This is a genomic window from Streptomyces sp. NPDC002092, from assembly GCF_053593775.1.
On record NZ_JBSFDG010000016.1, the window covers coordinates 17,175 to 39,499 of the forward strand.

Here is a 22,325-nt window from a genome sequence, read left to right on the forward strand (position 1 = left end):
GGGTGAGGCAGCTCACAGGGCGCGGGCTGTGCCGCCGCCCCGTCCGGTCATGTCGCTGGTCGCCAATGGCTGTCCGGTCACTCGTCCATCACATCGCGGGACTCATCCAGGGGGGATCACACCTTCCCGTACCACCCGCAAAGATCCGTTCAATGAGGCGGTCGTCGTGCTCTGTTCCCCGGCCTCCGGCAGAACTCGGGCAGCTGCGTGCGGCGTTGCAGTCACGCACGGCTGGCGACGCCGAACGGCAGGGACAGTTCGGCTGCTTCAAGGGCTGCGGTTCATCAGGATCACCAAGTTCGACAAGCCACCGGGCGGCATCCAGATCACAGGCCTGGAATGCGGCGAACGCGTGGGCTGGAGTCTCGAAGGTGGGCTCGCGGTCGTTGAAGGACGTGTTCAGGGCGAGGGGCACTGCGGTGAGCTGGTGGAAGTGCTCGATCAGTGCCCCCAGTGCCCCGTAGGCGGGCGCGGCTGCTGGGCCGACGGTCTGGACGAGTGCGGTGCCGTCGACGTGTACGACTCCGGCGATCTTGTCGGGGGCTGACGGGCGGGGCCCCAGCAGCATGAGCGGGCTGGTCAGGTTCAGGTCGAACCAGGTACCGGCGTGATCGGCGAGGATGACCGGTGCGAATGGCCGCAATGGCTCGCGGCGTTTGATCCTCGGGCTGAGGGCGTCGGGGAAGGACAGCCCATCGCCGCCGCACGACCGGAGCCCTCAGCAGGTCAGGTCTGCCTTGGAGATGCGGCCGTGGACGCCTTTGACGCGGCCGCAGGAAGCTCGTCGAACGCACCCGCCCGGCACCGAGGCCGACGCCCGAGCCGGGGTGATCCCAGTAGCCAGGCATCGTGTTCCTCCCTGACGCGGCATCGGTCGTCAGTCGAGGCCTTCGATGATGCGGCAGTCGCGCTCGACGCAGTCAGCAAGTACGGCCAGCGCCTCCTGGTAGGCCGTACTCGCGCGTGCGGCGACCGCCTGTTCGAAGCTGTCGAACTCGATCAGGATGGTGCGCTCGGCTGTGCCGCCGTCGTGCGCGACGACCCGGCTGCCGCGGGAGAGCGTCCGCCCGCCCGCGGCCTTGACGGCTGGACCGGCCAGCTTGTCGATTTCTGCCTGGCCGCCGACTCGGATCCGGTCTCCCGTGCGGTCGCCGTGGACGGTCGCTGTGATGGTGGACGGGCTGCCGAGGTGGTCACCCATGTCGACAGCGAGGTGGTAGGTGCCGAACCCGGCAGCATGCGCTGCCAGGCAGGCCGTGCTGTTGGCGTTGGCGATGTCCTCGGGGACGCCGATCGACGGGGCGAACATCCGGGCTGCTGCTCGGCCGTGTCGGTCCGGGGGCGAGTAGGCGTAGCAGCCCAGCAGACCGTAGCGGTCGCAGGCTGCGCGCAACAGGGCGAAGTCCGGAGTGAGTTCGGCCAGTGCGGCGCGGGATCGGAGGGGCAGCAGAAGCCTCGGCCGCCCGTTCGACGCCACGCAGGCGTCGCCGGCGACCGCGTCCTTGGTCAGTCCGAGGCCGTCTGCGAATGCCCTCAGTTCGGCTCCACCGGCGCTACGCAGGCTGACCGGGCCCGGGTCGAACGACGCCGTCAGGCCGTCACCGTTTCGGCTGGCCCGACCGTCGAAGTTGCGGTGGGCCGTACGCAGGACGGCGCGGTAGTCGTGGTCGCCGCCTTCCCGTTCGGCGAGCACGGCGAGGGCGACGACGGTGCCGTGGCCGCAGGCGGGCAGTTCGTCCTGGGCGGTGAAGAACCGCAGTGTGTGCGCAGGCCGACGACACTCGATTCCGGTGGCGCGGAGGAAGACGGCGTGCGATGTTCCCAACTCCGTGGGAATGCGGCACCGCTCCTCGTCGGTGAACGGCCCATCATCCAGAACGGCGGTCGGGCTGCCACCTGCGCCGTCTCGCCGGCACGCGTCGACGACCGTTACCTCGGACATGGCACCGGGCCGGTGGCCAGCAACATGGTCAGGTCCAGTGCGGGCGCGCTGTGCGTCAACGCCCCGACCGAGATGAGGTCGACGCCCGTCCCGGCGATGGCGCGAACTGTGTCCAGGCGGATGGTGCCCGAGGCCTCCAGCAGGATCCGGGAAGCGTCGGCCCGCCCGGCCCGGACCGTCACGACCTGCTCGATGTCGGCCACCGGCATGTTGTCGAGCATGATCCAGCGGGCTCCGGCGTCAAGGGCCTCGACGGCCTGTGCGACGGTCTGCACCTCGACATCGCTCTCCACGGTCTGCCCGGCGCCCTGGCCGCGCCTGATCGCCTCGATCGCGGCGGTCACCCCGCCCGCCGCGGCGATGTGGTTCTCCTTGAGCAGGACCATCGCCGCGAGATCGAGGCGGTGGTTGTGGCCGCCGCCGGCGGTGACCGCGTACTTGTCCAGGGCGCGCAGCCCCGGCGCCGTCTTGCGCGTGTCCAGGATGCGCGCCCTGGTCCCTGCCACGGCTTGGACGTAGTCGTCGGTCAGCGTCGCGATGCCGCTCATGCGCTGCAGGAAGTTCAGTGCCGTACGCTCCCCGGTGATCAGGCTGCGCGCCGAACCGGACAGGTGCACGAGGACCTGGCCGTCGGCCAGTCGGGCGCCGTCGGCGACGGCCGGCTCGACCGTGACCTCGGGGTCGACCTGCGCGAAAACCTCGGCGACGACGGGGAGGCCGGCGGCGATGCCGCTGCGCCGGGTGCGGATCTCGGCCGTGGCCGCCAGGTCCTCGGGAACGCTCAACTCGGTGGTGATGTCCTTCCTTGACGCGTCCTCGGCCAGGGCGGCAGCGACGGCGGCCCGGGCTGCCGCCGAGGGAAACTCGGTGATCGTCATCTGCTCTCCAGCTCTGAGTGGACGTCGGCTCGGTGGCGGCAACCGCTGACGAGGCAGCAGTGAAGTACCGCCGGGCCCGTTTGCAGGACCTGGTGGATCCTGAACGCGACCTCCCGCGTACCGGTCACCCCTCCCCCAGCCATCAACAGGTTCCGGGCGAACCGTCCCCGCGACTCGGCGCCGACGTCGAAACCGGGGGTACAGGGCAGGTGCCACAACCGCCTCCTCTGCTTCGATTTCCGAAGCGGTTACCGATGCTAGCGTGTCGGTATTCGAAGCATCAACCCTGGAGAGCTGGACATCCCGACATGGCAACACCCAGGCCTGGCAGTCCTGTTCGCGGCTCGACCACCGGCCGCCCCCTCATGGCCGCACTCGATCTGTTCGGGCGGCGGTGGAGTCTGCGCATCCTGTGGGAGCTGCGCGAGGGCCCGCTCGGATTCCGCCCCTTGCAGAAGCGGTGCGACGACATGTCCTCCAGCGTGATGCGGCAGCGCCTGACCGAACTGCTGGACGCCCAGGTGATTCACCAACTACCGGACAGCCGCTACGAGCTCACCCCGCTGGGACAGGAGGCGCGCCACGCCCTGAACCCTCTTGCCCGCTGGGCGGAACACTGGGCGGCCACGATCGACCCCCAAGAGCCGGACCACACCGACGCCCCGCCCGCCGGCCGCGTCCCAGCTCCGGACACCATGGACGACGCGACGCCACAGAGAAGCTCCGCGGACTGACACCCCGCCTCGGACCGGAAGCGGTGCGGGACCGGCGGGGTCACCAGGTTGCGGCTTTACCATGAGCGGCCGCCGCGTACCGGAGTCGGCGAAGGCCGCCACCGATCGACGGCCATCGGCTGTCCTCCCCCAGGACTACGGCATGTCCCCGATGTCCGGCAGGGCAGGCTCGCCCTAGCCTGCCAGTACACCACGAGGGGGAGAGGGTTCATGAGGGCAGTCGTTCAGTACCGGTACGGCTCACCGGACGTGCTGGAAGTAGCGGACGTCGACAAACCGGTGCCCTCCGACGGAGAGGTTCTGGTGCGGGTGCGTGCGGCCGCGGTGAACGCCTACGACTGGCACCAAATGCGCGGCGACCCGTACCTGGCCCGCCTGGCACTGGGGCTTCGCGCGCCCCGCGCCAGGATCCGGGGCCGGGACTTCGCGGGAGAAGTGGAGGCAGTCGGCCGGAACGTGCCGCAACTCCGCCCCGGCGACGAGGTGTTCGGTGAGGTCGACGGGACCTTCGCGGAGTACGTGTGCGTACCGGACACCGCGGTGGAGCTCAAGCCCGCCGAACTGACCTTCGAGCAGGCGGCGGCTCTGCCATTGGCGGGGAACACCGCCCTGCGTGCCCTGCGTGATGTGGGACGGCTGCGGCAGGGACAGCACGTACTGGTCAACGGCGCCTCGGGCGGGGTCGGGACGTTCGCCGTGCAGATCGCCAAGGCGATCGGCGCCGAGGTGACCGGCGTGTGCAGCCAGCGCAACGCCGACGCCGTCCGTGCGCTCGGCGCGGATCACGTCGTCGATTACACCAAGGAGGACTTCACACGCTCCGGGCGACGGTACGACATTGTCCTCGACCTGGTCGCCAACCACTCGGTCTCAGGTCTTAGGCGCGCCCTGAAGCCCGGAGGCACACTCGTCCTCGCCGGAGGGGGCAGCCCGGGCGGATTCCTCGGCGCGATCGGCCTCATCCTGAAGGGCATGGCTCTCTCCCCCTTGGTCCCCCAGCGGCTGCGTCCGCTGGTCGGCCCGGCACCGAGCAAGGAGGTCCTGGTGTCGCTGCGGGAACTCGCCGATGCCGGGAAGCTGACTCCGGTGATCGACCGGACATACGCGCTGACCGAGGCGGCAGAGGCCATCCGGTACCTGGAGGTGCAGCACGCACGTGGAAAGGTCGTCGTCACGGTGTGAACATGCGAGCGCCCGCCGAAGCGATCCCGGTAACCCGTCGGGGATCTTGCACCGGTCCTCGGCCTCCACACCCGCCTCGCGCAGCGCCCGAGCGGCCGCTCCCGGGGAGTCCACCCACACCACGCACGGCCTCGCCAGGCCGAGAGGGTCGTACATGTCGGCGAGCCCCACCTCGGCGAGAGCCATGTCCGCCGGTGTGTCCATGCCCGCCGGTGTGTCCATGGCCGCCGCGGACTGCCACGGCGCACACAGGTCCGGCAGCCGCGCCTCCTGCTCCGGCAGCAACAGAGCCCTGGCGAGTCCCGACGCCCTGCGCTGCCACTGACCACCGGTGAAGGAAGGTCAGGCGAACGTTGGGAGGGCGACCCGGCCGACGACGCGCTGCTCGTCCTGATGCGGTCGGCGGTCACCAACGAACAGGCCGCCGCGCGGATGCACGAGACCTTCGCGGCGCAGGTCGCCCCGACGCTTTCCGCCGACCTGGACCCAGCCGTCGCCGCACAGCGGGCGGGCCTGGTCTCCGCGCAACTCCTCGGCCTCGGGCTCACCCGCTATCTGCTGCGCCTTCCGGCGGTGACCACCCTGACACCGCACAAGATCGAAAGAAGGCTGGCCCCGGCCATCCAGGCCGTGCTCGACCCCGAGTAGAGCCGCTCTGTCACCGTCATCGCGTGCTCCCGCATTCAGGCGACGGCACAGCTTGGCCACCTGCTCGACAACCTCGCCGCCATCTGATGGGCACCGATTCCAAGGCACCTGTCTCCATTGAGGGCCGCAGGCGACTCGTCGAGCGATGCGTGTCACGTCACCGAGCCCCCCGCCGAGGGACAGGCCGGGCACCGTAGATCGTCTCCACGCTGCGAGGAGACTGACATCCGCCGCCCTACCCCGGGTGCGGCGAGATGTTCTGGTTCAGCCGGAACACGTTGTCGGGGTCCCAGTGCTGCTTGGCCTCGGTCCGGGCCTCCGCGGGCGGCGTACACCAGCTTGATCGCGAGGTTCGCGCAAGGCCGCGGAAGCCACGCGTCCACGAATGCGGAGCCGTTGTCGCCGTCTCCGCCGCGAGTTCGCGCTTTCTCAAGGCGCAGCCCGGTGAACTTGCGGGCGTTGCGCGCGGGATTTCCGGGCGGCGGACATGGGTTTCGAGCGCACGAGCCCGGGGTGGGGCGAGGAGCGGACGCCAATCGGTGAGGAGGGGTGCTTGTTCTGGCCGGGTCTGGCCCCGTTGGTGAGGAGGCGGCGCGGGCCGACGGCGTGACCGGTTCGCGTGTCTTGATCGCGGTCGAACCTGCTGGCTAGGTTGACCGGCATGACCGATCCCAGATCCCTCCCCTGGCCACCTGCCCCGATCAAGACCGAGCGGCTCGTACTGCGCGAGTCCGAGGCCCGGGACCGTGCTGCGGTCATCGAGCTGAACGCCTCGCCAGAAGTGGGCACCTACCTCGGCGGCCCTCAACCGCGTGACGAACTCGAACGCACGATGCCTGAAGTACCCGGGCGGTACGCTGGCTGGTTCGCCGTCGAACTCGACGGAGCGCTGATCGGCACCATCCAGCTCAAACTGCACGCCCCCGAGGCGCCGGACAACCACCACCGCCGAAAGGCCGCAAGAACCGAACTCGGCTACCAGTTCCTGCCGCAGGCATGGGGACGCGGATACGGCACCGAGGCGTGCACAGCAGCCCTCGACTGGTTCGCCGACATGCTGCCCGGTGAACCAGTCGTGCTCTACACCCAGACCGCCAACACCCGATCGATGCGCCTCGCAGCGAGGCTCGGGTTCACCGAACGGGAACGGTTCCAGGCATACGGGGCCGAGCAATGGTTCGGTGTGTGGTCTCCAACCGCGCTCCCCGCTTGAGCTCCGTCCAGACGGTGGTGATCCACGGCGCCGTCAGCGGCGGCCGGACCGGTGGCTCCCGGACTGTCGTCTGGTCTCACTGGAGAACTTGGGTTCTCCAGGGCGTTGCCATACCTGCCTGAGGGCTGTTGCGATGGCCAAGCCGCGCCGGAAGCCCAAGACGCCATGCGCCCCGCCGGCTCCTTCGACCGTGCGTATGCCATCCGGACCGACCGGACCAGCGCAGCCGACCAGACGGTTCCAGCCCCGCGCGGGTTTCGGAGAGCCCATACTGGCGGCCATGTCGATGCACGGCACCGCCGCCTACAACGCCCACACCGGCCCGCTGCCACCGCTCGTCGAGCGCGCCGTCCACGCCGCCCGTCAGCATGGTTTCGGCTACTCCTGCCGCCCGGAGCAGGGCAGACTGCTCCAGCTGCTGGCCGGCGGGGCCCGGACCGCCATCGCCGAGACCGGCACCGGCTGCGGAGTGGGCTTGGCCTGGCTGGCCAGCGGGGCGGCACCGGACGTCGAACTGCTCAGCGTGGAGCGGGATCCGGCACGGGCCAAGGTGGCGGCTGACGTCTTCGCCGACGTACCGCAGGTACGGGTGGTGTGCGCGGACTGGACAGAGGTCTACACCCACGGCCCCTACGACCTGCTCGCCCTCGACGGCGGCGGCCAAGCCAAAACAGACGGTACGGCAGACGCGGCAGACCCCGAACGGCTACTGGAAGCGGGCGGCGTCCTGGTCGTCGACGACTTCACACCCTCACGGACGTGGCCGCCCTCCCACGCCGGCCACACCGACACCGCCCGCCTGTACTGGCTGCAACATCCCGCCCTGCGCACCGTGGACCTGCCGTTGGCGAGAGACCTGAGCGCGATAGTCGCCGTCCGCCGCACCGAAGGGTGAAAGAGCAGTCCCCACTCAGCCGTCACATCACCCAACAACCTGGTCAACGAGCCACGGCACGCGAACACGCGTTTGGACACAGGCGCTCATCTTGTGATTCAGCCTCCGAGCCCCTCACTTCGACAGGGCAGCCGTGAACGTCTCCCGATGGGCCGCCAGCCAACGCTGGATGCGGTCCCAGCGCTGCCAACCACCGTGCTCGGACAGCGCCTGGGTGTAGACGGGGTCACCGTCGGCCACCCGGCCGGCGACGAAGGCCCGGCAGGAGGCCGTGGCCTGCTCGATGACGCCGGGCAGTTCAGCGCGATCCTTGAGGGAGAGACCATAGCCGTCGGCGAGGATCCGCAGTCGCCGCGGGACGTCCAGCCCCGCGGGATAGAAAACCGCCGCCGAGGTGGGGTCGAGCAGGGGAACCCAGTAGCGGGCGGTCATGGCAACGTCCCATACGGCCCGGCCAGGAGCCGCCAGGTCGAAATCGATCAGCGCTGCGGCACGGCCGTCACGGAAGACGACGTTTTCCGGGCACACATCGTTGTGGCAGAGCATCGTTCCGCCCGTAGGGTCGGCCAGGGACCGCGGCCACTCAGCGGAAGCGTCAATGGCGATGGCCGTGCTGGCGTCGTGCAGGCGTCGCAGCAGGCTGCCCACCGATCTCAACGCGGTCTCGGTCATAGCCCAGCCGGGATACGGCGGCAGAGCAACATCGCCCGGCATGAAGGTCAGCTCCTCACGGCCGTCTGCGGTGAGACGGACCGGCCTGGGAGCCGCGTCGAACCCCTGCTCTTCGAGCGCGAGGAGATGGGCGTGCAGGGCCCGCGCGGTGCGCGGCGCCGGGCGTTCCACCAGGGCACCGCGGCGGAAGACCGCACCCGCGTTCACCATGCCGCCAACCAGGGCCTCGCCCCCTGCCGTCCCACCCTCAGCCGTCACGTCGATCACGCTACCGCCAGGTCGGCCGAGTGGGGGGGACGGTCCCGACATACGCTTCGAACCAGCGCCGCTCCAGGCAACGTTCGTCCGCTCTCGCAGCCGGAAATCGGCTGCTGAGGGTGGGATTCGCCGCGTAGCCTGCGCGGCTGTGGACAGAGAGCGAAGTGCTCGGCAACTGGGGCTGATCGGCGAGACAGTGGCGATCGCGAAGGCCCTCGGTGCGCAGGTATGGCTCCGCGGGGGTTGGGCCATGGACTTCTTCATCGGCGAAGTCACGCGTGACCATGGGGACATCGACTGGTTCGCCTGGGCGAAGGACGCCTCCGCTCTGACCGCCGGTCTGCTGCGTTCCGGCTATGAACCTCTGTCCGGGCCGTCTGTCGACCAGCAACTCGATTTCCGTAAGCAGGGCGTGGAGAGCAGCTTCGCTCTCCTGGCCAAGGACCGGTTCGGGCGCGTCGTGGTCGCCGGCGGCCCGTGGGCCGGGGAAGTGTGGCCGAATGGCATGCTCGATGCTCCTGCTGGCCGCGTGGGGGCACTGCGGTGCCCCATCATCAGTCCCCGCGCCCAGATCGAGATCAAGCAGATGATGCCGGTCTGGGTCCCGGGACGGCCCCGCCGCAAGAAGGACACCGAGGACATCGCCCGGCTGGAGGCGGCCCTGGTGGAGCAAGGCACCAGACCGGCATGAGCACTTGAGACGCGCCGCCCGTACCGTCTGCGTCTGGCGGAACGGGTGCGCTGACGCGTGATCAATGACGGCGGGCCAACGGCTGCTGAAGGTCGTTCGCCGCGGCTCCGGCTCGCCAGTGACCTGGCGGAGCGCAGATGGTACTGCTGTCGGCAGCACGGACAGAGCCCGGGACGCCATCCACAACTGGGCAGCATGATCCGCCACGACATGGCCAAAGACCGTAAAGGGGGGCGCCCCGGGAGCGCACCACGCACCACGGGCATCCCGAGCGGTACTTCCAGTCGTGGACGCAGGCCCTCGAGAGCGGACGGTACGGTGCCAACCACCTTCCTTCGAGAGTCAGTTCGGGGCATCATGCGACTTCTTCTCACGTCTGCCGGCATCACCAACCCGACCATCCGGAACGCACTGGTCGATCTCCTGGGCCAACCGATCGCGCAGTCCAACGCGCTGTGCATCCCCACCGCGGGCTACGGCAGCTCCTACGGACCGGCCGGGCCATGGCGTTTTTTGCGTGGGGCCGATATGGGGTGGAAGTCCGTGGGAGTACTGGAACTCACCGCGCTGCCCAGCATCGACACGCAACGCTGGATCCAGTGGGTCCAAGACGCCGACGTCCTGCTGGTCAACGGCGGCGACACCCTTTACCTGAGCCACTGGATGCGACAGTCCGGGCTGGCCGACCTCCTGCCATCACTGACCGAGATGGTCTACGTGGGGTTCAGCGCCGGAAGTCTCGTGTTGACCCCCCGCATCGAGCAGCGCTTCTCCGACTGGACACCACCCACCGGTGACCATCGCACACTCGGACTGGTCGACTTCTCGATCTTCCCGCACCTGAACCGCCCCGACGTGCCCGAAAACACCATCGCCGACGCACAACGATGGGCCGGCCAGATCGCAGGCCCCGCCTACGCGATCGACGACGACACCGCCATCAAAGTCACCGACAGCAGTGTGGAAGTCGTCTCCGAAGGACACTGGAAACTCTTCACCCCCGCCCCATGAGCCCCGACAACCCTCCCCGCCCTGACTCCGCAGCGCCCCGGCCGGCCCGCAAGCCCCGCACGAGCACACCGAAGAAAAACCGTTGCAAGTGACCTGCATCGGATGTCTGATGGACCAGCCACCGATCGAAGGACGGGAACGTGAGGACGTTGCTGCCCACCCCCTCGTTGCACACCGCTCGCCTTCGGCTGCGTGCCTTCGAGGACGCGGATGCGGACGGCCTCTTCGCACTGCACAGCAGCGCCTACGTGCTGCGCTACTGGGACGCGCCGCCGTGGAGCGAACGCGTGCGCGCCGAGAAGTTCATCACGGCTTGCCGGCAGATGGCACAGGAGGGCACCGGGGCGCGGCTGGCCGTAGATCGTGGCTCCGACAGGGCGTTCATCGGCTGGTGCAGCCTGACCGGGTGGAATCCGGACTACCGCAGCGCATCGCTCGGCTACTGCTTCCACGACGCAGCATGGGGCCACGGCTACGCGACCGAGGCCGCGCACGCCCTGCTGCGGTGGGCATACGACACACTGGACCTCAACCGCGTCCAAGCCGAGACCGATACCCGCAACCTGGCTTCTGCCCGCGTACTGGAAAAGCTCGGCTTCGTGCGCGAAGGGACGCTGCGGGAAGACTGCATCGTCAACGGCGAGGTCTCTGACTCGTGGGTCTACGGGCTGATCAGGCGGGAGTGGCAGCCGTCGTCCGAGCCGGCTCTGGCCCAGTGAATTCCTTCGCTCGGCATGCGGGCAAGGTGCAGTACGAAGACGCCAAGTGAGGCCGGTGCGGCTGCTGGTCCCATATGCGGATGGAGAACATCCCGGAGTCACAATCCCCGCTCACCGACCGGCGGCTTGACTACTTCGCCGAGCGCGGGCAATGCCGTCCCGGTGCCGCTTCACGAGGCGTTCGGGTACGGCGCTTCCGTAGCGTCGTTCCGCGAAGCCCGCCGATGACGGCAGGCCCGCACCCGGCAACGGTCGCTATCCCCACTGCGTCGCAGCCACCCGCTGCCGGGTCCGCCGAGCCGTCCGTACGTCCACGCCTCTGCGCACATGCCGCACACGGCTTGTAACCTGCCCGAGGGCAGGCCGGGTCGGCCCGCCCCCACTTCAGGCGCAGATCCGGTTCAGTTCGCTGTGCGCCGCTCAAACGCGCGAGCTGCCTTGCGACAGCGCGGGTCGAAGGCGTCGGTCGCGCCCGCGCCGTAGTTTCCGGGGCCCGTCCACCAGCCCTGGACCTTGCGGGCCACACCCTTGAGGCGAGGGTGGCCGGGGCGGAGCGTGAGTACGAAAGTACGAAGTGGGATTCCTTGGGTACCTCGAAGTCGCCGCCCCAGGCCACTGTGCCGTCGAGCTCGCTGAGGATGGCGCGGATGACGACCAGTTCGTTCGGGTAGAAGTTGCCCTTCGAGCCGCCGGGGTAGCAGAGCGGGCGGATCATCAGGGCGCTGCCCGACAGATAGTTCGATTCGTAGGGCTGCGTCACCTCCGCGTCGGCCGTCCAGCCGTGCACGTCCCCCGCTCGCAGGGAGTCGATCTCGTAGTGGAAGCGGCGGGCGACATGGAGGAGAACCACCGATGCGTCGCCCTCCGCCAGACGCACCGTCTGGCCGCTGCCCTCGATGCGGTGGCTGGGGGGCCTGCGCGAGGACGGGCCAGCCATTGCGGGACTTCCCTTCCAGGCGTGGGGCTCGGCTCCCTTGCCTGTGGGGGCCACTGCCGTACCCGCACCACCGACGTGGATGAGCGCCGCCGTGGCGGCGGCCGAGGACGCGGCGCCCATGAATCGGCGGCGTGACAGACCAGTCAAGGTCGTGACTGGTGCTCCTTTCTCGCAGGTGGGGAAAGTCTGATGGCGTGTGCGGTCACGAACCACAGCAGGACCGCGGCGGCGGCCAGTGCGACGACTCCGCAGACCGCGATCGTCGGGTTGACCCAAGCGGGGACCAGGTCCGCGTGCGCGTTGCACATGTTGTGCAGCGGGAAGATCTTGTCGAATTCGGCGGCGTGGGTACGCCGGGACGCCTCGTCGTAGCGCTCGTGGTGGACGAAGAGGCAGGTCTTGCGGATGTCCAGGCCGGTGGCGAACAGGCCTCGGATCCATGCGGCGACGCCGGCGAAGAGCGCGACGGAGCACAGGCGGGTCCACCACATGGGGCGCCGCCACGAGCCGTCCCGTACGCCGATGACGAGGCGGAACACGTTCCACGCGTTCCACACCAGCCATGCGCCGAGTACGGCGATGACCGTGAGGAGTCCTAGTGCCTTCATGGCCTCATGCCCTCATGCCCTCATGCCTTCTGCCTGGCTCTCTGTTGCTGTCAGCTTCCCGAGCGGGCGCGCGCCGCCTGCTCGTAGCGCGCGTGCTTCTCCCGAGGCGTTGCCCCAGCGCCCCGTGAAGTAGGCGTTGAAGCGGGTCAGGCGCCACTGCCGTTGTAGTGGTCCTTCACCGCGTCGACGATGTTCTTGCCGCCGAACACCGCCCTGACGAGCAGATAGCCGTCCGCGTCCTCAATGAGGTCGTCGAACCCGAAGGACGAGGCGACGCCGGGCACATCACCGGCCCAGCCGCCGACGTTCGCGGACTTCTTGTTGTCCGGCTGGTTCGTCAGCAGGTGGGCGTTGGCCGTGGCCATCATATGCTCGGAGCCGAGCTGGTAGCCGGTGAACGGGTCGGTGAACGATCCCTTGATGCTCATGCCGTGGCTGTCGCAGTAGTCGACGAAGCCGGAGTCGTACGACCCGATCAGGTACCACCAACCGAGCTTGTCGGCCGTGCCCCGGTTGCCGTAGGCGTAGTGGCGATGCGAACGCCTCCTTGAACATCGAGGGGCGCCTACTGCTCGTGGAACGCTGCCGCACCCGCCCGCGGCCCGTCTCCGCCGAGGCCGGTGTCTCCCCCTGCCTGTCCCAAGCGAAGGAACCGGTACGACACGCACGGCGAAGCCGAACGAAGGACCGCCCAAGCGTCCCGCGATCCTCACCGTCGCAAGCCAGGGACCAACTACTGGCCCGGTTGGCGGGTGGTGCCGCACTCGTAGAGGGTCTGCGTCGCACTGGCCTCACCCCTACCGGGTCCGGAGAACCCGTTGGTGGCAGCCGCCGACGACTGCGTTCCGCCGTAGGCCGAGGCCGGGACCAGGGTGCAGGCGGACTCGACCCAATGGGTGATCCGGGTGGTGCTCGTCGTACCGGCGGCGCTGTTGCCGAACATCGCGCCCATGCCCCGGCTGCTCCCGCCGACCAGTAGGTACTTGAGCTTGCCCGAGTTCACCAACTCCTCGAACTGACTCGGCGAGGGGAACGGCACCTGGCCGGTGAAGCCACCCAGCGGAAGCACGTCGGCGCCCTTGGCGAGGATGTACGGGGAGGCGCCGCTCCAGCTTGTGGTGGCGAACACGTACTGCGCGGAACCTCGGTGGGCGGTCGTGAAACTCAGCAACTCCTGCTGCTGCGGGGTCAGTTGACCGTCGCCGAAGCCGCCCATGCCGCCACCGTGCGCCGCGTCCTTGCCGCGGGCGCCGCCCCACGGGGACTGGCCCATCCGGCCGGCCGCCAGTTCCGACTGGCCGTGGCTACCGCCTCCGCCGCCTCTGCCGCCGGACGGACCGACCGAGCCCATGCCGGAGCTGCCGTACGACGGGTTGAACACCTGCACCGCCCACGCGCTGGGCGCGAACAGCACCGCCGCCAGCGACGCGGCGAGAGCGGCGAGGGTGAGCCGCCCGCCGGACCGGACGCCGGTGCGGGCGAGGACGAGCAGCACGACGGCGGCCACCGCGAGCACGCCCACGGCGGGCGCCAGCCACGGCAGGAAGGTCGGGAACCCGATGGCTATGTACACACCCCACGCGGCCGTCGCGGCGACCGTACCGGGCAGCACCCAGGCGCGGCGGCCACCGGCCCGGTACGCGTGCCACAGCAGCGTCATACCACCACCGGCGAGCGCCGCCAGCGGCACCGCGATCACACCCATGTAGTACGTGTGGCCGCCGACGCTGCCCGCGCTGAAGACCAGGAAGTACGTGGCCAGCCAGGTGCCCCACATGACGAAGCCGATGCGGATCCGGTCCGTACGGGGCTTGCTGCGGCGCCACCACAGGCCGCAGGCGATGGCGATGGCGGCCAGCGGGTAGAGCCAGCCGGTCTGCGAGGCGAGCGACGAGCCGAACATCTTCGACCAGCCGTTCTGGTCACCGCCCCAACCGCCGCCTCCGCCGCCATGACCCTGCAGGCCACCGTGCCCGGCGGCCGACTGCTGCCCGGCCGTCTGCTGAGCGGCACCTCCGGCCCACTGTCCGGAAGCGGAACCTGAACCGAAGTGCTGCCCCGAGGCGGAATCCGAACCGGAGGCACCGCCGAAGCCGCCTTGTCCACCACGGCGGTAAGCCCCGGAAGCGCGGTGGCCCGCGCCCGAGTGCTGTCCCGTCCCAGCCGTGCCGGGCAGACTGGGCGCGGTCGCTCCCAACTGGCCACCGTCCTGGGCCGCGCCGTGCCGGCCGCCTCCGTGGCCGCCGCCCTGGGTGGCGCTGATGCTGCCGGTGGAGGCGGCGCTGATTCCCAGCGACGAGAAGCGGTTCAGAAAGTTGTAGCCCACGACCATGCTGAAAGCGGAGTTGTTCGTGGTGCCGTCCACATACGGCCGATCCTCGGCCGGGGTGAGGGTGACCGCGAGCATCCAGGAGCAGGAGACCGCGGCCATCACGACGGCGGACACTGCGAGGTGCGCCAGCCGCTTGCGCAGCGCGATCGGCGCCGAGATCAGGTACACCAGCGCCAGCGCGGGCAGCACCGCCCACGCCTCCAGCATCTTGGACTGGAAGCCGATGCCTACCCATACCCCCGCCATGACAAGCGGACGCAACCGGCCTGCTTCCGTGGCACGTTGGGTGGCCTCCGCGGCCAGTAGCACGCAGAGCGTGAACAGCGGATCCTCCACCGCGGTGCGGAACAGGCCCACGGCGACCGGCGTGACCAGAAACGCCGTGGCGGCGATCAGCGCCGCGTTGACCCCGGCCCAGCGGCGGACCACCCGGTGGAGCACAAGGAGGCTGGCCACTCCCTCGATCACCTGAGGAAGCGTCAGCGCCCAGGGGTGAAATCCGAAAATGCGGGCTGAAATGGCTTGCGGCCAGAGGAATCCAGGCAGTTTATCCAGCGTGATGGAATTGCCCGGGTCGAAGGAACCGTAGAAGAACGCCTTCCAGTTCTCGGTCATGCTGCGCGCGGCGTTCGCGTAGAACGTGTGGTACTGGCTGTGGTCGATCCCCCACGCATAGAGCGTGGCGGCGAGCACAGTGATGACCAGAAGAGCGGGCCGTGCGTGCGCCGGTTGGCCCACCGGCGATCTCCATGGAGCGCGACGGATCGCGCCGGTGGGGACGGTCGGGTCGAGGACTGTTGTAGCCATGCTCGGCAGTCTTCGTCACTCACGAGTGTCCCCCACGCCAAAGCGGCCATATTGAAGGAACTTCTCACCGGAACGAGGTGAAGCTTTGAAAACATCCTGGGCCTGCCTTTAATCGGCATGCCTCCGTTCATCACCCCTCGAACATTTCGGCACGTAGAGTAGATGCACAGCTAGTACACAGGGAATTCATGGCAAGGTCAGCGTCCGACGCCTGCCGCCGCTCGCCGGGGCACCCCGCTTGCCGTTCTTTTCCCCTCAGCCCGGCTGACCGCGGGAGCCCGCCTACCCGGAAGTCACTTTCCATCCGCAGTGAAAGGGGACTGTAAATCCAACGGCTGCTCGGTGACGGCCGACGGCCCTGCCCCTCGCCTACGACATCCTCCACTCCGTCCGCGGCCCCAAGGACTCGGCACGACCTTGCGCGAGGCTCAGGCCCATGGCCGGCTCACCCCGCCGAGTGGCTCGACCGCCCTCGATTCACCAGCCGAGATCAGGGACGTGGGGGTTGCCCAGGGTGAGAAGCTGCTGCCCGTCCGAGCGAAGCCACGACGACTCATCGAACGCCAGGACCAGACGCCCGTCGTCGCCACGCGGAAGCGGCATCCCGGCCGGCACGGCCTGAACCACGGCCGACATCGATCCCGCCGTGGTTCAGGCCGCAGCGCATCGCGCCGTGCCCACCGCGTTGCTCAGGCAGCAGCGTCAGGTCCACCGGGGACTTCACCGCCTGTCCCGCGTCGGTGAGTTCGGACGACTCGTCGCGGACAGTCAGGCACACGGAGAAGCCTCCTCGGAAACGTGACGCTTCCCTCCGGACTGCATCATGCAGCCGACTCCCCCTCACGGCCTTCGTCTTGGTCACGTGCACTTTGGCCGGAGCACGCGAGCAGGCGCAAGCCGCCCCACGTTCGGCGAATTCCCAGGTGAGCGCCTCAGTTCGAGACGCTGTTCGCGACCGGAACAGGAGCGCCTGGCAGAGAACCAGCTCGTAGCCCTATCCCGTTCCCGGCTGGGTCGGCAGTGGTGCGGGAGGCGCTCGGGCCCGAGCTGTACGAGTCCGTACTGGCCGTCCGCCGCACGGAGGCGCAGCTGTTCGCGCGGTTCGCCGACGCGGACGTCATCGAGGCCGTCCGCGGGAGGTATCGACTGGCTACTCCTCCGGCTCCCAGGCGATCAGCTGCTCAAACACCTTCCGGTCACCCTCGATCTTCAGGTCGCTCAGCGTGAGGCGGCCCCAGACGAAGAGCAGCAGCTGCTCAGCCGTGCCCGTGGCCGAAGCGGACGGGGGCGCGGCGTCGTCCGTGAGGGGTGCGGGCCAGGCGCCGGTGCCGTCCAGCGCGAGGAGCCAGGAGCGGCCCTCGGCGGCGTGGTAGTGGATGGTGGCGGCCTCGTGCGGCCAGGCCGCCGGGGTGGAGTTGCAGGTGTCGAGAAACTCGGCCACGCCGTCGATCGCGAGGTCCGCCGGGATCGGCTGCACGGCGCCTGTGGCGAGCTGGGCGTCGTAGGTGTGCACCAGCACCTCGTGCACCCGGCGCCGGGCAACGCCCCAGGCATTCGCCGGCGACACGCCGGCACGCCACCAAGTCCAGCACTCGCGCTCCGGGCCGGCCTCGCGCAGCGCACTCAGCAGCAGTTCGTTCGACTCGGCGTACCAGGCCAGCAGTGCCTCGAGCTCCCGCGGCACCTCCGCGGCATCCTTGGCCGGCGGAGCCTCGGCCGGGCCCGCGGCGACGATCGCGGCCCACCAGCGCTGGCCCGTACCCAGGTGCTGCACCAGATCGAACAACGTCCACTCGGGGCAGGACGGCACCGGCACGTCAAGGCTGGGCGCGGCGGCAACCGCACTCCGGAACGCGGCCGACCGCTCGTCGATCAGGTGCAGCAGGGCGGCATACTCAAGACTCTCTGTCACATCGCTTACGTATCACTCCAGCTCAGCCGACCGCACCCTATTTTCCAGGCCGTCAGCTGCGGGAGTCTCCGGGATGACGAGCTGGCGCCGGCTGCGGAACTGGCACAAAACCGGGGGTGTGGGACCGGCTGCACCAGTTGCTGCTGACCGAGCTGCACCGTGCCGGAAAGCTGGACTGGTCGGCACAGTCGCTGGGACACGGCGGGATCAGGCTCGTCGCCCCTGCGGCCGGAGTGCGGGAGGGCACTGCCTCGCGCGGAGTTGCTGAACATTTCGTGAATGTCGGCGCGGATCTCCCAGCGAATGCACATGCGGCGGAACCCCCAGCGGCGGTACTTGTCGTGGTCGTAGCCGCGGTCGCCCAGCACCACGTACGGGCGGCGCCGGGGCCTGCCGTGCTTGCCGCGCATGGGCGGCACGGCGCGCCCCCAGATCGTCAGGCTGAGAGCGCTCCAAGCACGCCGGAGATCATTCGTCAGGAGTTCTAAAGGGTGTTGCACAAGGCCGTGTTCGGGCAGGTCAGGGCCTGTGATTGCGGTCTTGTGGTCATGATGCGAGGGCGAGGTTGTGCATGTGGGCGACGGCCTGGACTGCATGGTGGAGACCGTTGCCGCGCTGCAGGGGCGGCTTCTGTCGGCCCCATCCGAAACAGGCGCAGTAGGGCTCCAAGCCCCCGGCAGTGTCCTTCCCCCGGGGTCAACACCGGCGAAGAGGCCGCAGGCGTGGAGCCCAGCGATCCGCTGGGCGCGGCGGATGCTGCAGCCCGCAGGCGTCCTCCAGGGCACAGGCCCGCACACCGCAACGTCGAGGCGCGACGGCCCGCAAACCGGGCCGGCGGGGCATCCTCACCGTCACGTCGGCCCCCGTGCCTGACACCAGGCTCGAGGGCGGTCGGTGGAGCCGCCGGCGTCAGTGACCGACGAGCGCAACTGAGCACCGCTCGCCCGGTCGCCGCCGCACGGACGCACCCGCGCAACCGGCTGCCCGGTCCCATCCAGCCAGACCGCAACAACTGCTTCTCCGGCGGCGGGCGCACGGCCAGGCCCCCGACCACACCTTGGCCCGGGGCCGCAGCGCCCACGATCCGAAGCTTGAGAAACCCGTTCGGGTGATCTTCCGATGAGTCATGGCGGGCCGCGGGGCACGGTATCCCTATGAACACACAGATGTCCTGGCCGGAGAAAGCCATTCTGCGAACACTCACAGTGAGTGCCGCCTTGGTCTTTGCTCTTGCAGCAGGGTCGGCGACGGCCGCGTTCGCCGCCCCCGCGTCGCTCGCCTCGCACGTCGTCTCGAAGACACCCGCCGCCGGCGGCGACGAGGGTGTCGCCAACTGCGTCGTCACGGTCTGGGTCCCGGTCTGTCTGTGACAGCTGCGGCAGCAGGCCCCAGTCAGCCGGTCAAAGGGTGGGGGTGCGCGGGACAGAGAGCGCCGCGGCCTCACCCGAGCCGCCCGTTCACGCGTGCTCGCTCTGAGCGCGCGATTCGCCGGGGCCACGGCCTTGAGCGGCCGGGCCCCGACGAAGTCACCGCGTCAGCGGGTCATGACAGCGGCGGGTAGGCGTTCTGCATGAGCTGCTGGAACTGGGCGGAGAACCAGTGCCCCGCCAGCGGTGCGTTCGGCAGGGCGCCGGTGGGGTTGTTGCCGTTGCGGGCGTTGCCACCGTAGGTGGGGTCACACATGCGGTCGAAGCCCTTGCCCTCGTCGTTGGAGACGGCGGAGCTGGAGCCGTCGGACTCCCCCGGCGGCTTGACCCACACGTAGGCATCTATGCCGGCAGCGGGTGCCGCGGTGGGCCGCTGACCAAGTCCGGCGCCGCTCTGGTTGCACCAGTTGCCGGCGTGGATGCGCCGGTCGATGCGGCTGCCGTTGACGTAGTCGTCGACGGAGGTCTGCGGGCCGGGGCCGGTGGGCCGGGCGGAGCCGCCCCAGCCGTCGCGGGAGGTGTCGATCAGCATGCCGATACCGGAGTTGAAGCCGGCCGCGACGAGCTTGTCGCGCATCGCCTGGGCGAAGGACTGCTCGTCCACGTACTGGTTCCAGTCCACCCACTTGGACTGGCGCACCGTCTGGCCGTTGACGGTGTCTGTGATCTTGAAGTTGGGCTCCTTGACGGGGCTGTAGTTGGCGGTGTTGACGATGAAGCCGGCGACGTCATTGACGCTTGCACCGTTGCTGGTGGCGACCTTGGCGAACTCCTGGACGGCGGGGCCGAGGTTGGAGTCCCAGCCGAGCCAGCCGTGGTGACCGGCGTCGATGTAGTTGTAGACGTTCGGGATGGCGCCGAGCTTGTCCAGGGCGTACGACACGCCCTTCTCGTAGTTGCCGTTGCTCTTCATGGTCACGCAGGCGTCGGTGGTGGTGGGGGTGCCGCCGGCGTTGGTGACCAGGTTGGGCAGCGAGTCGGGTTCGATGACGGTGGCGATCCGCAGCCCCGCGTACTTCGGGTCGGAGATGACCGCGGCGATGGGGTCGATGTACTGGGACTTGTACTTGTCGAGGTCGTTCGGTCCGAGTTCGCCGTTCGAGGCCAGAGCTGCGCAGTCGCGGCCGGGCAGGTCATAGATGACGAGCTGGACGACCAGGTCGCCGGAGCCCTTCTGCTTCAATGCCTCGTCCAGGTGCGCGCGCAGGCCCATACCGCCGTTGACGCCGTTGATCGCGGCGATACGGTCGAGCCAGACGGCAGTGGGCTGGTTGGAGATGCGGCTGCCGCCCGGTTCGGCGGCGGCCTTCGCCGACCACTCGGGGTTCACGTACACCTTGGCGCCGACATAGGGGTTGTCGACGCGGTTACCGGTGTCGCCACCGCCACCTCCGCCGCCGGTCCCCCCGCCGGTACCTCCGCCGGTGTCGCCCCCGGTACCTCCGCCGGTGTCGCCCCCGGTACCTCCGCCGGTGCCGCCGCCACTGTCGACGTTGCAGGTGACGCCGTCGAGTGTGAACGTGGCGGGCACGCTGTTGGTGCCGCTGTAGGAGCCGTTGAAGCCGAAGCTGACCGAGCCGCCGCTCGCGAGGGCGCCGTTGTAGCTCTCGTTCGCCGCGGTGACATCGGCGCCGTTCTGGCTGATCTTCGAGTTCCAGAAGTTGGTGATCTTCTGGTTTCCGGCGTACGACCACTTCACCGACCAAGCCGACTTGGCGGCCGCGTTGTTGGTGACGGTCACGGCGGCGGTGAAGCCGGTGTCCCACTGGCTCTGGATCTTGTAGTCGACGGTGCAGGGGATGGCCGAGGTCGCCGCGCCGGCCTGGCCGACGACGAGCGCCGTCCCCGACAGCCCGGCGACCAGCGTCAGGGCTGCGAGCAGCGATGTCCTGGTGTGACTCATGAGTGCGGGTTTCCTTCTTCCGTGGGGAGTTACGGGGTGAGGGCGCGCAGGTGGTCACGCAGCCCGACGCCGTACGCGGTGGGTGTTCCGTCGTAGGCGGAGATCAGGGAGGGACCGGAGGAGCAGTCCCAGGTGTTCCAGGTCCAGCCCAGGTAGGACAGGCTGTGGTCGTCGAACCACTTCATGACCTGGTCGGTGAAGGAGTGGGAGCAGGTGTTCTCGCCGATCTCCCCGGCGACCAGCGGCACTTGGGCGGCGACCGGCGCGAGGGTGGAGTTCCAGCAGCCGGCGCTTACGCAGGCGTTGAAGTTGTAGACGTGGTACGCGGCGGCGAGATTGCCCACAGGGTCGGCAGGTTTGTACGTCAGCCACTGGCTGAGGTCGTTGGAGTAGGCGAGCCCGCCGGCCATGACGACGTTCTTCGCACCCGCCCCGCGTACGGCGTCGACCAGATCCTGCATGCCGGCGACCTCGTAGGAGATTCCCGGGCAGGTGCCGCCGTCCCGCCAGCACTTCCAGGCATCCGTCGCACCGGCGGTCGCCCGGTCCGGGTAGGGCTCGTTGAACAGGTCGAACACCACCGCCCGGTCGTCCTTGAAGACGCCTGCGACCGAGGACCAGAACGACGGTGCGTACCGCGCGTCCGGCATGGGCTTCTGGCAGCTGGCGTGCACGTCCGGGCAGCCGGCCGAGTCACCGGTGTACTGACCGTACGTCCAGTGCAGATCGAGAATCGGCGTCAGCCCGTGCGCCTCGGCTCGAGCGACCACCTCCTTGACGGCATCGATGTAGTTGGCGCCGCCGAACTCGGGCTTGATGTTGGAAAGTCCCAGCCAGCATTCCTCGTTGAGCGGGATGCGGATCGCGCCCGCCTTCCAGTCGGTGATCGCTTTCATCGCCGCGTCGTCCATCGGTCCGTCCCAGATGCCGCGGCCCTGTACGCACATGAACTCGCCGCCGGAGCGGTTCACGCCGAGCAGTCGGCGCGTTGTGCCGTCGGCATCCAGGAGCTTGCTGCCCGACACATGCAGCGCGGGCGCGGTGCCGTTCGACGGTGGTGGATCGGTCGGCGGCGGACCGGTCGGCGGCGGTGCGGTGGGATCGGTGTCGACGTTGCAGGTCGTGCCGTTGAGCTGGAAAGCCACCGGCCCGGCGTTGCTGCCCGACCAGGAGCCGACGAAGCCTGCGCTGACACTCGCCCCGGAGCCGAGGGAGCCGTTCCAGCTCTCGTTGCCGGCGGTCACGGTGGTGCCGGACTGGGACCACTTGGCGTTCCAGCCCTGGGTGACCTTCTGACCGCCTGTGAAGTCGAAGCTGAGGCTCCAACTGCTCAGCGCAGCCGCGTTGTTGGTGATCTTCACGGAACCCTGGAAGCCGTTGCCCCACTGGCTGGTGACCGAGTACTCCACCGAGCAGGCGGGTTGCGCTCCCTGCGCCGTCACCACGGGAATGGTCATGGCCCCGACAAGCACGGAGGCGCAGGCGACGACTAAAAGTACTGAACGCGGGGGGTGTCGCATGAGCGACTCCTTGCAGCTTGGCGCGCCGTGACGGAC

Annotated in this window: 21 protein-coding genes and 1 pseudogene; 10 read left to right on the forward strand and 12 right to left on the reverse strand. The window is 69.1% G+C overall.

Annotated features, from left to right (window positions below):
- Positions 1-88: 88 nt before the first annotated feature.
- The 4 genes and pseudogenes from ACWCRD_RS32360 to nadC all read right to left on the reverse strand — a co-directional run bounded on the left by ACWCRD_RS32360 (position 89) and on the right by nadC (position 2,820).
- On the reverse strand, positions 89-691 hold the full coding sequence (locus tag ACWCRD_RS32360; RefSeq protein WP_450969495.1) for a carbamoyltransferase C-terminal domain-containing protein: 603 nt from the start codon (positions 689-691) through the stop codon (positions 89-91).
- A gap of 186 nt (positions 692-877) precedes the next feature.
- Entirely contained in the window at positions 878-1,132 is a 255-nt protein-coding gene (locus ACWCRD_RS32365; protein ID WP_450969496.1) for a DUF1330 domain-containing protein, read from the reverse strand.
- Positions 1,124-1,942: pseudogene (locus ACWCRD_RS32370) on the reverse strand (PhzF family phenazine biosynthesis protein); the annotation flags it as partial. The pseudogene ACWCRD_RS32370 and the gene ACWCRD_RS32365, both read right to left, overlap by 9 nt.
- A complete protein-coding gene (nadC, locus tag ACWCRD_RS32375; protein ID WP_450969293.1) occupies positions 1,930-2,820 on the reverse strand; it encodes a carboxylating nicotinate-nucleotide diphosphorylase in 891 nt (296 codons plus the stop codon). The pseudogene ACWCRD_RS32370 and the gene nadC, both read right to left, overlap by 13 nt.
- A gap of 308 nt (positions 2,821-3,128) precedes the next feature.
- Here nadC and ACWCRD_RS32380 point away from each other — a divergent pair, with 308 nt between their 5' ends.
- From ACWCRD_RS32380 to ACWCRD_RS32395, 4 genes are all read left to right on the forward strand, one after another.
- On the forward strand, positions 3,129-3,554 hold the full coding sequence (locus tag ACWCRD_RS32380) for a winged helix-turn-helix transcriptional regulator (protein WP_450969294.1): 426 nt from the start codon (positions 3,129-3,131) through the stop codon (positions 3,552-3,554).
- Positions 3,555-3,764: 210 nt separating this feature from the next.
- Positions 3,765-4,736, forward strand: coding sequence for an NAD(P)-dependent alcohol dehydrogenase (locus tag ACWCRD_RS32385; RefSeq protein WP_450969295.1), 972 nt, complete (start codon positions 3,765-3,767; stop codon positions 4,734-4,736).
- Between the two features lie 154 nt (positions 4,737-4,890).
- On the forward strand, positions 4,891-5,061 hold the full coding sequence (locus ACWCRD_RS32390; protein WP_450969296.1) for a hypothetical protein: 171 nt from the start codon (positions 4,891-4,893) through the stop codon (positions 5,059-5,061).
- The gene (locus tag ACWCRD_RS32395; RefSeq protein ID WP_450969497.1) at positions 5,058-5,384 is read left to right on the forward strand and encodes a TetR/AcrR family transcriptional regulator; all 327 of its coding nucleotides are present in this window, start codon (positions 5,058-5,060) and stop codon (positions 5,382-5,384) included. Before ACWCRD_RS32390 ends, ACWCRD_RS32395 begins: the two co-directional genes overlap by 4 nt.
- A gap of 235 nt (positions 5,385-5,619) precedes the next feature.
- On the opposite strand, the gene ACWCRD_RS32400 is transcribed toward ACWCRD_RS32395, so the two are convergent.
- The gene (locus ACWCRD_RS32400; protein WP_450969297.1) at positions 5,620-5,817 is read right to left on the reverse strand and encodes a BBE domain-containing protein; all 198 of its coding nucleotides are present in this window, start codon (positions 5,815-5,817) and stop codon (positions 5,620-5,622) included.
- Between the two features lie 228 nt (positions 5,818-6,045).
- Here ACWCRD_RS32400 and ACWCRD_RS32405 point away from each other — a divergent pair, with 228 nt between their 5' ends.
- Entirely contained in the window at positions 6,046-6,597 is a 552-nt protein-coding gene (locus tag ACWCRD_RS32405) for a GNAT family N-acetyltransferase (RefSeq protein WP_450969298.1), read from the forward strand.
- 280 nt (positions 6,598-6,877) lie between these two features.
- Complete coding sequence (locus ACWCRD_RS32410) at positions 6,878-7,492, forward strand: O-methyltransferase (protein ID WP_450969299.1); 615 nt, start codon at positions 6,878-6,880, stop codon at positions 7,490-7,492.
- A 114-nt stretch (positions 7,493-7,606) separates the two neighbouring features.
- On the opposite strand, the gene ACWCRD_RS32415 is transcribed toward ACWCRD_RS32410, so the two are convergent.
- On the reverse strand, positions 7,607-8,374 hold the full coding sequence (locus ACWCRD_RS32415) for a phosphotransferase (protein WP_450969498.1): 768 nt from the start codon (positions 8,372-8,374) through the stop codon (positions 7,607-7,609).
- Between the two features lie 196 nt (positions 8,375-8,570).
- Between ACWCRD_RS32415 and ACWCRD_RS32420 the strand changes: the two genes are divergently transcribed.
- From ACWCRD_RS32420 to ACWCRD_RS32430, 3 genes are all read left to right on the forward strand, one after another.
- Complete coding sequence (locus tag ACWCRD_RS32420; RefSeq protein ID WP_450969300.1) at positions 8,571-9,113, forward strand: nucleotidyltransferase domain-containing protein; 543 nt, start codon at positions 8,571-8,573, stop codon at positions 9,111-9,113.
- A 357-nt stretch (positions 9,114-9,470) separates the two neighbouring features.
- On the forward strand, positions 9,471-10,124 hold the full coding sequence (locus ACWCRD_RS32425; protein ID WP_450969301.1) for a Type 1 glutamine amidotransferase-like domain-containing protein: 654 nt from the start codon (positions 9,471-9,473) through the stop codon (positions 10,122-10,124).
- A gap of 140 nt (positions 10,125-10,264) precedes the next feature.
- Entirely contained in the window at positions 10,265-10,843 is a 579-nt protein-coding gene (locus ACWCRD_RS32430) for a GNAT family N-acetyltransferase (protein WP_450969302.1), read from the forward strand.
- A gap of 1,080 nt (positions 10,844-11,923) precedes the next feature.
- On the opposite strand, the gene ACWCRD_RS32435 is transcribed toward ACWCRD_RS32430, so the two are convergent.
- From ACWCRD_RS32435 to ACWCRD_RS32450, 4 genes are all read right to left on the reverse strand, one after another.
- Positions 11,924-12,388, reverse strand: coding sequence for a hypothetical protein (locus ACWCRD_RS32435; RefSeq protein WP_450969303.1), 465 nt, complete (start codon positions 12,386-12,388; stop codon positions 11,924-11,926).
- A gap of 146 nt (positions 12,389-12,534) precedes the next feature.
- Positions 12,535-12,816, reverse strand: a complete 282-nt coding sequence (locus tag ACWCRD_RS32440; protein ID WP_450969304.1) for a hypothetical protein — start codon at positions 12,814-12,816, stop codon at positions 12,535-12,537.
- A gap of 305 nt (positions 12,817-13,121) precedes the next feature.
- Complete coding sequence (locus ACWCRD_RS32445) at positions 13,122-15,527, reverse strand: ArnT family glycosyltransferase (RefSeq protein ID WP_450969305.1); 2,406 nt, start codon at positions 15,525-15,527, stop codon at positions 13,122-13,124.
- Between the two features lie 1,150 nt (positions 15,528-16,677).
- Complete coding sequence (locus tag ACWCRD_RS32450) at positions 16,678-17,439, reverse strand: maleylpyruvate isomerase family mycothiol-dependent enzyme (RefSeq protein ID WP_450969306.1); 762 nt, start codon at positions 17,437-17,439, stop codon at positions 16,678-16,680.
- A 1,217-nt stretch (positions 17,440-18,656) separates the two neighbouring features.
- Between ACWCRD_RS32450 and ACWCRD_RS32455 the strand changes: the two genes are divergently transcribed.
- Entirely contained in the window at positions 18,657-18,809 is a 153-nt protein-coding gene (locus ACWCRD_RS32455; RefSeq protein ID WP_450969307.1) for a hypothetical protein, read from the forward strand.
- A 172-nt stretch (positions 18,810-18,981) separates the two neighbouring features.
- Here the strand turns inward: ACWCRD_RS32455 and ACWCRD_RS32460 are convergent, their stop codons facing one another.
- Positions 18,982-20,769, reverse strand: coding sequence for a glycoside hydrolase family 6 protein (locus tag ACWCRD_RS32460; RefSeq protein ID WP_450969308.1), 1,788 nt, complete (start codon positions 20,767-20,769; stop codon positions 18,982-18,984).
- 29 nt (positions 20,770-20,798) lie between these two features.
- Positions 20,799-22,289 (reverse strand): cellulose binding domain-containing protein, encoded by a 1,491-nt coding sequence (locus ACWCRD_RS32465; RefSeq protein WP_450969309.1) that lies wholly within the window; start codon positions 22,287-22,289, stop codon positions 20,799-20,801.
- Positions 22,290-22,325 lie beyond the last annotated feature (36 nt).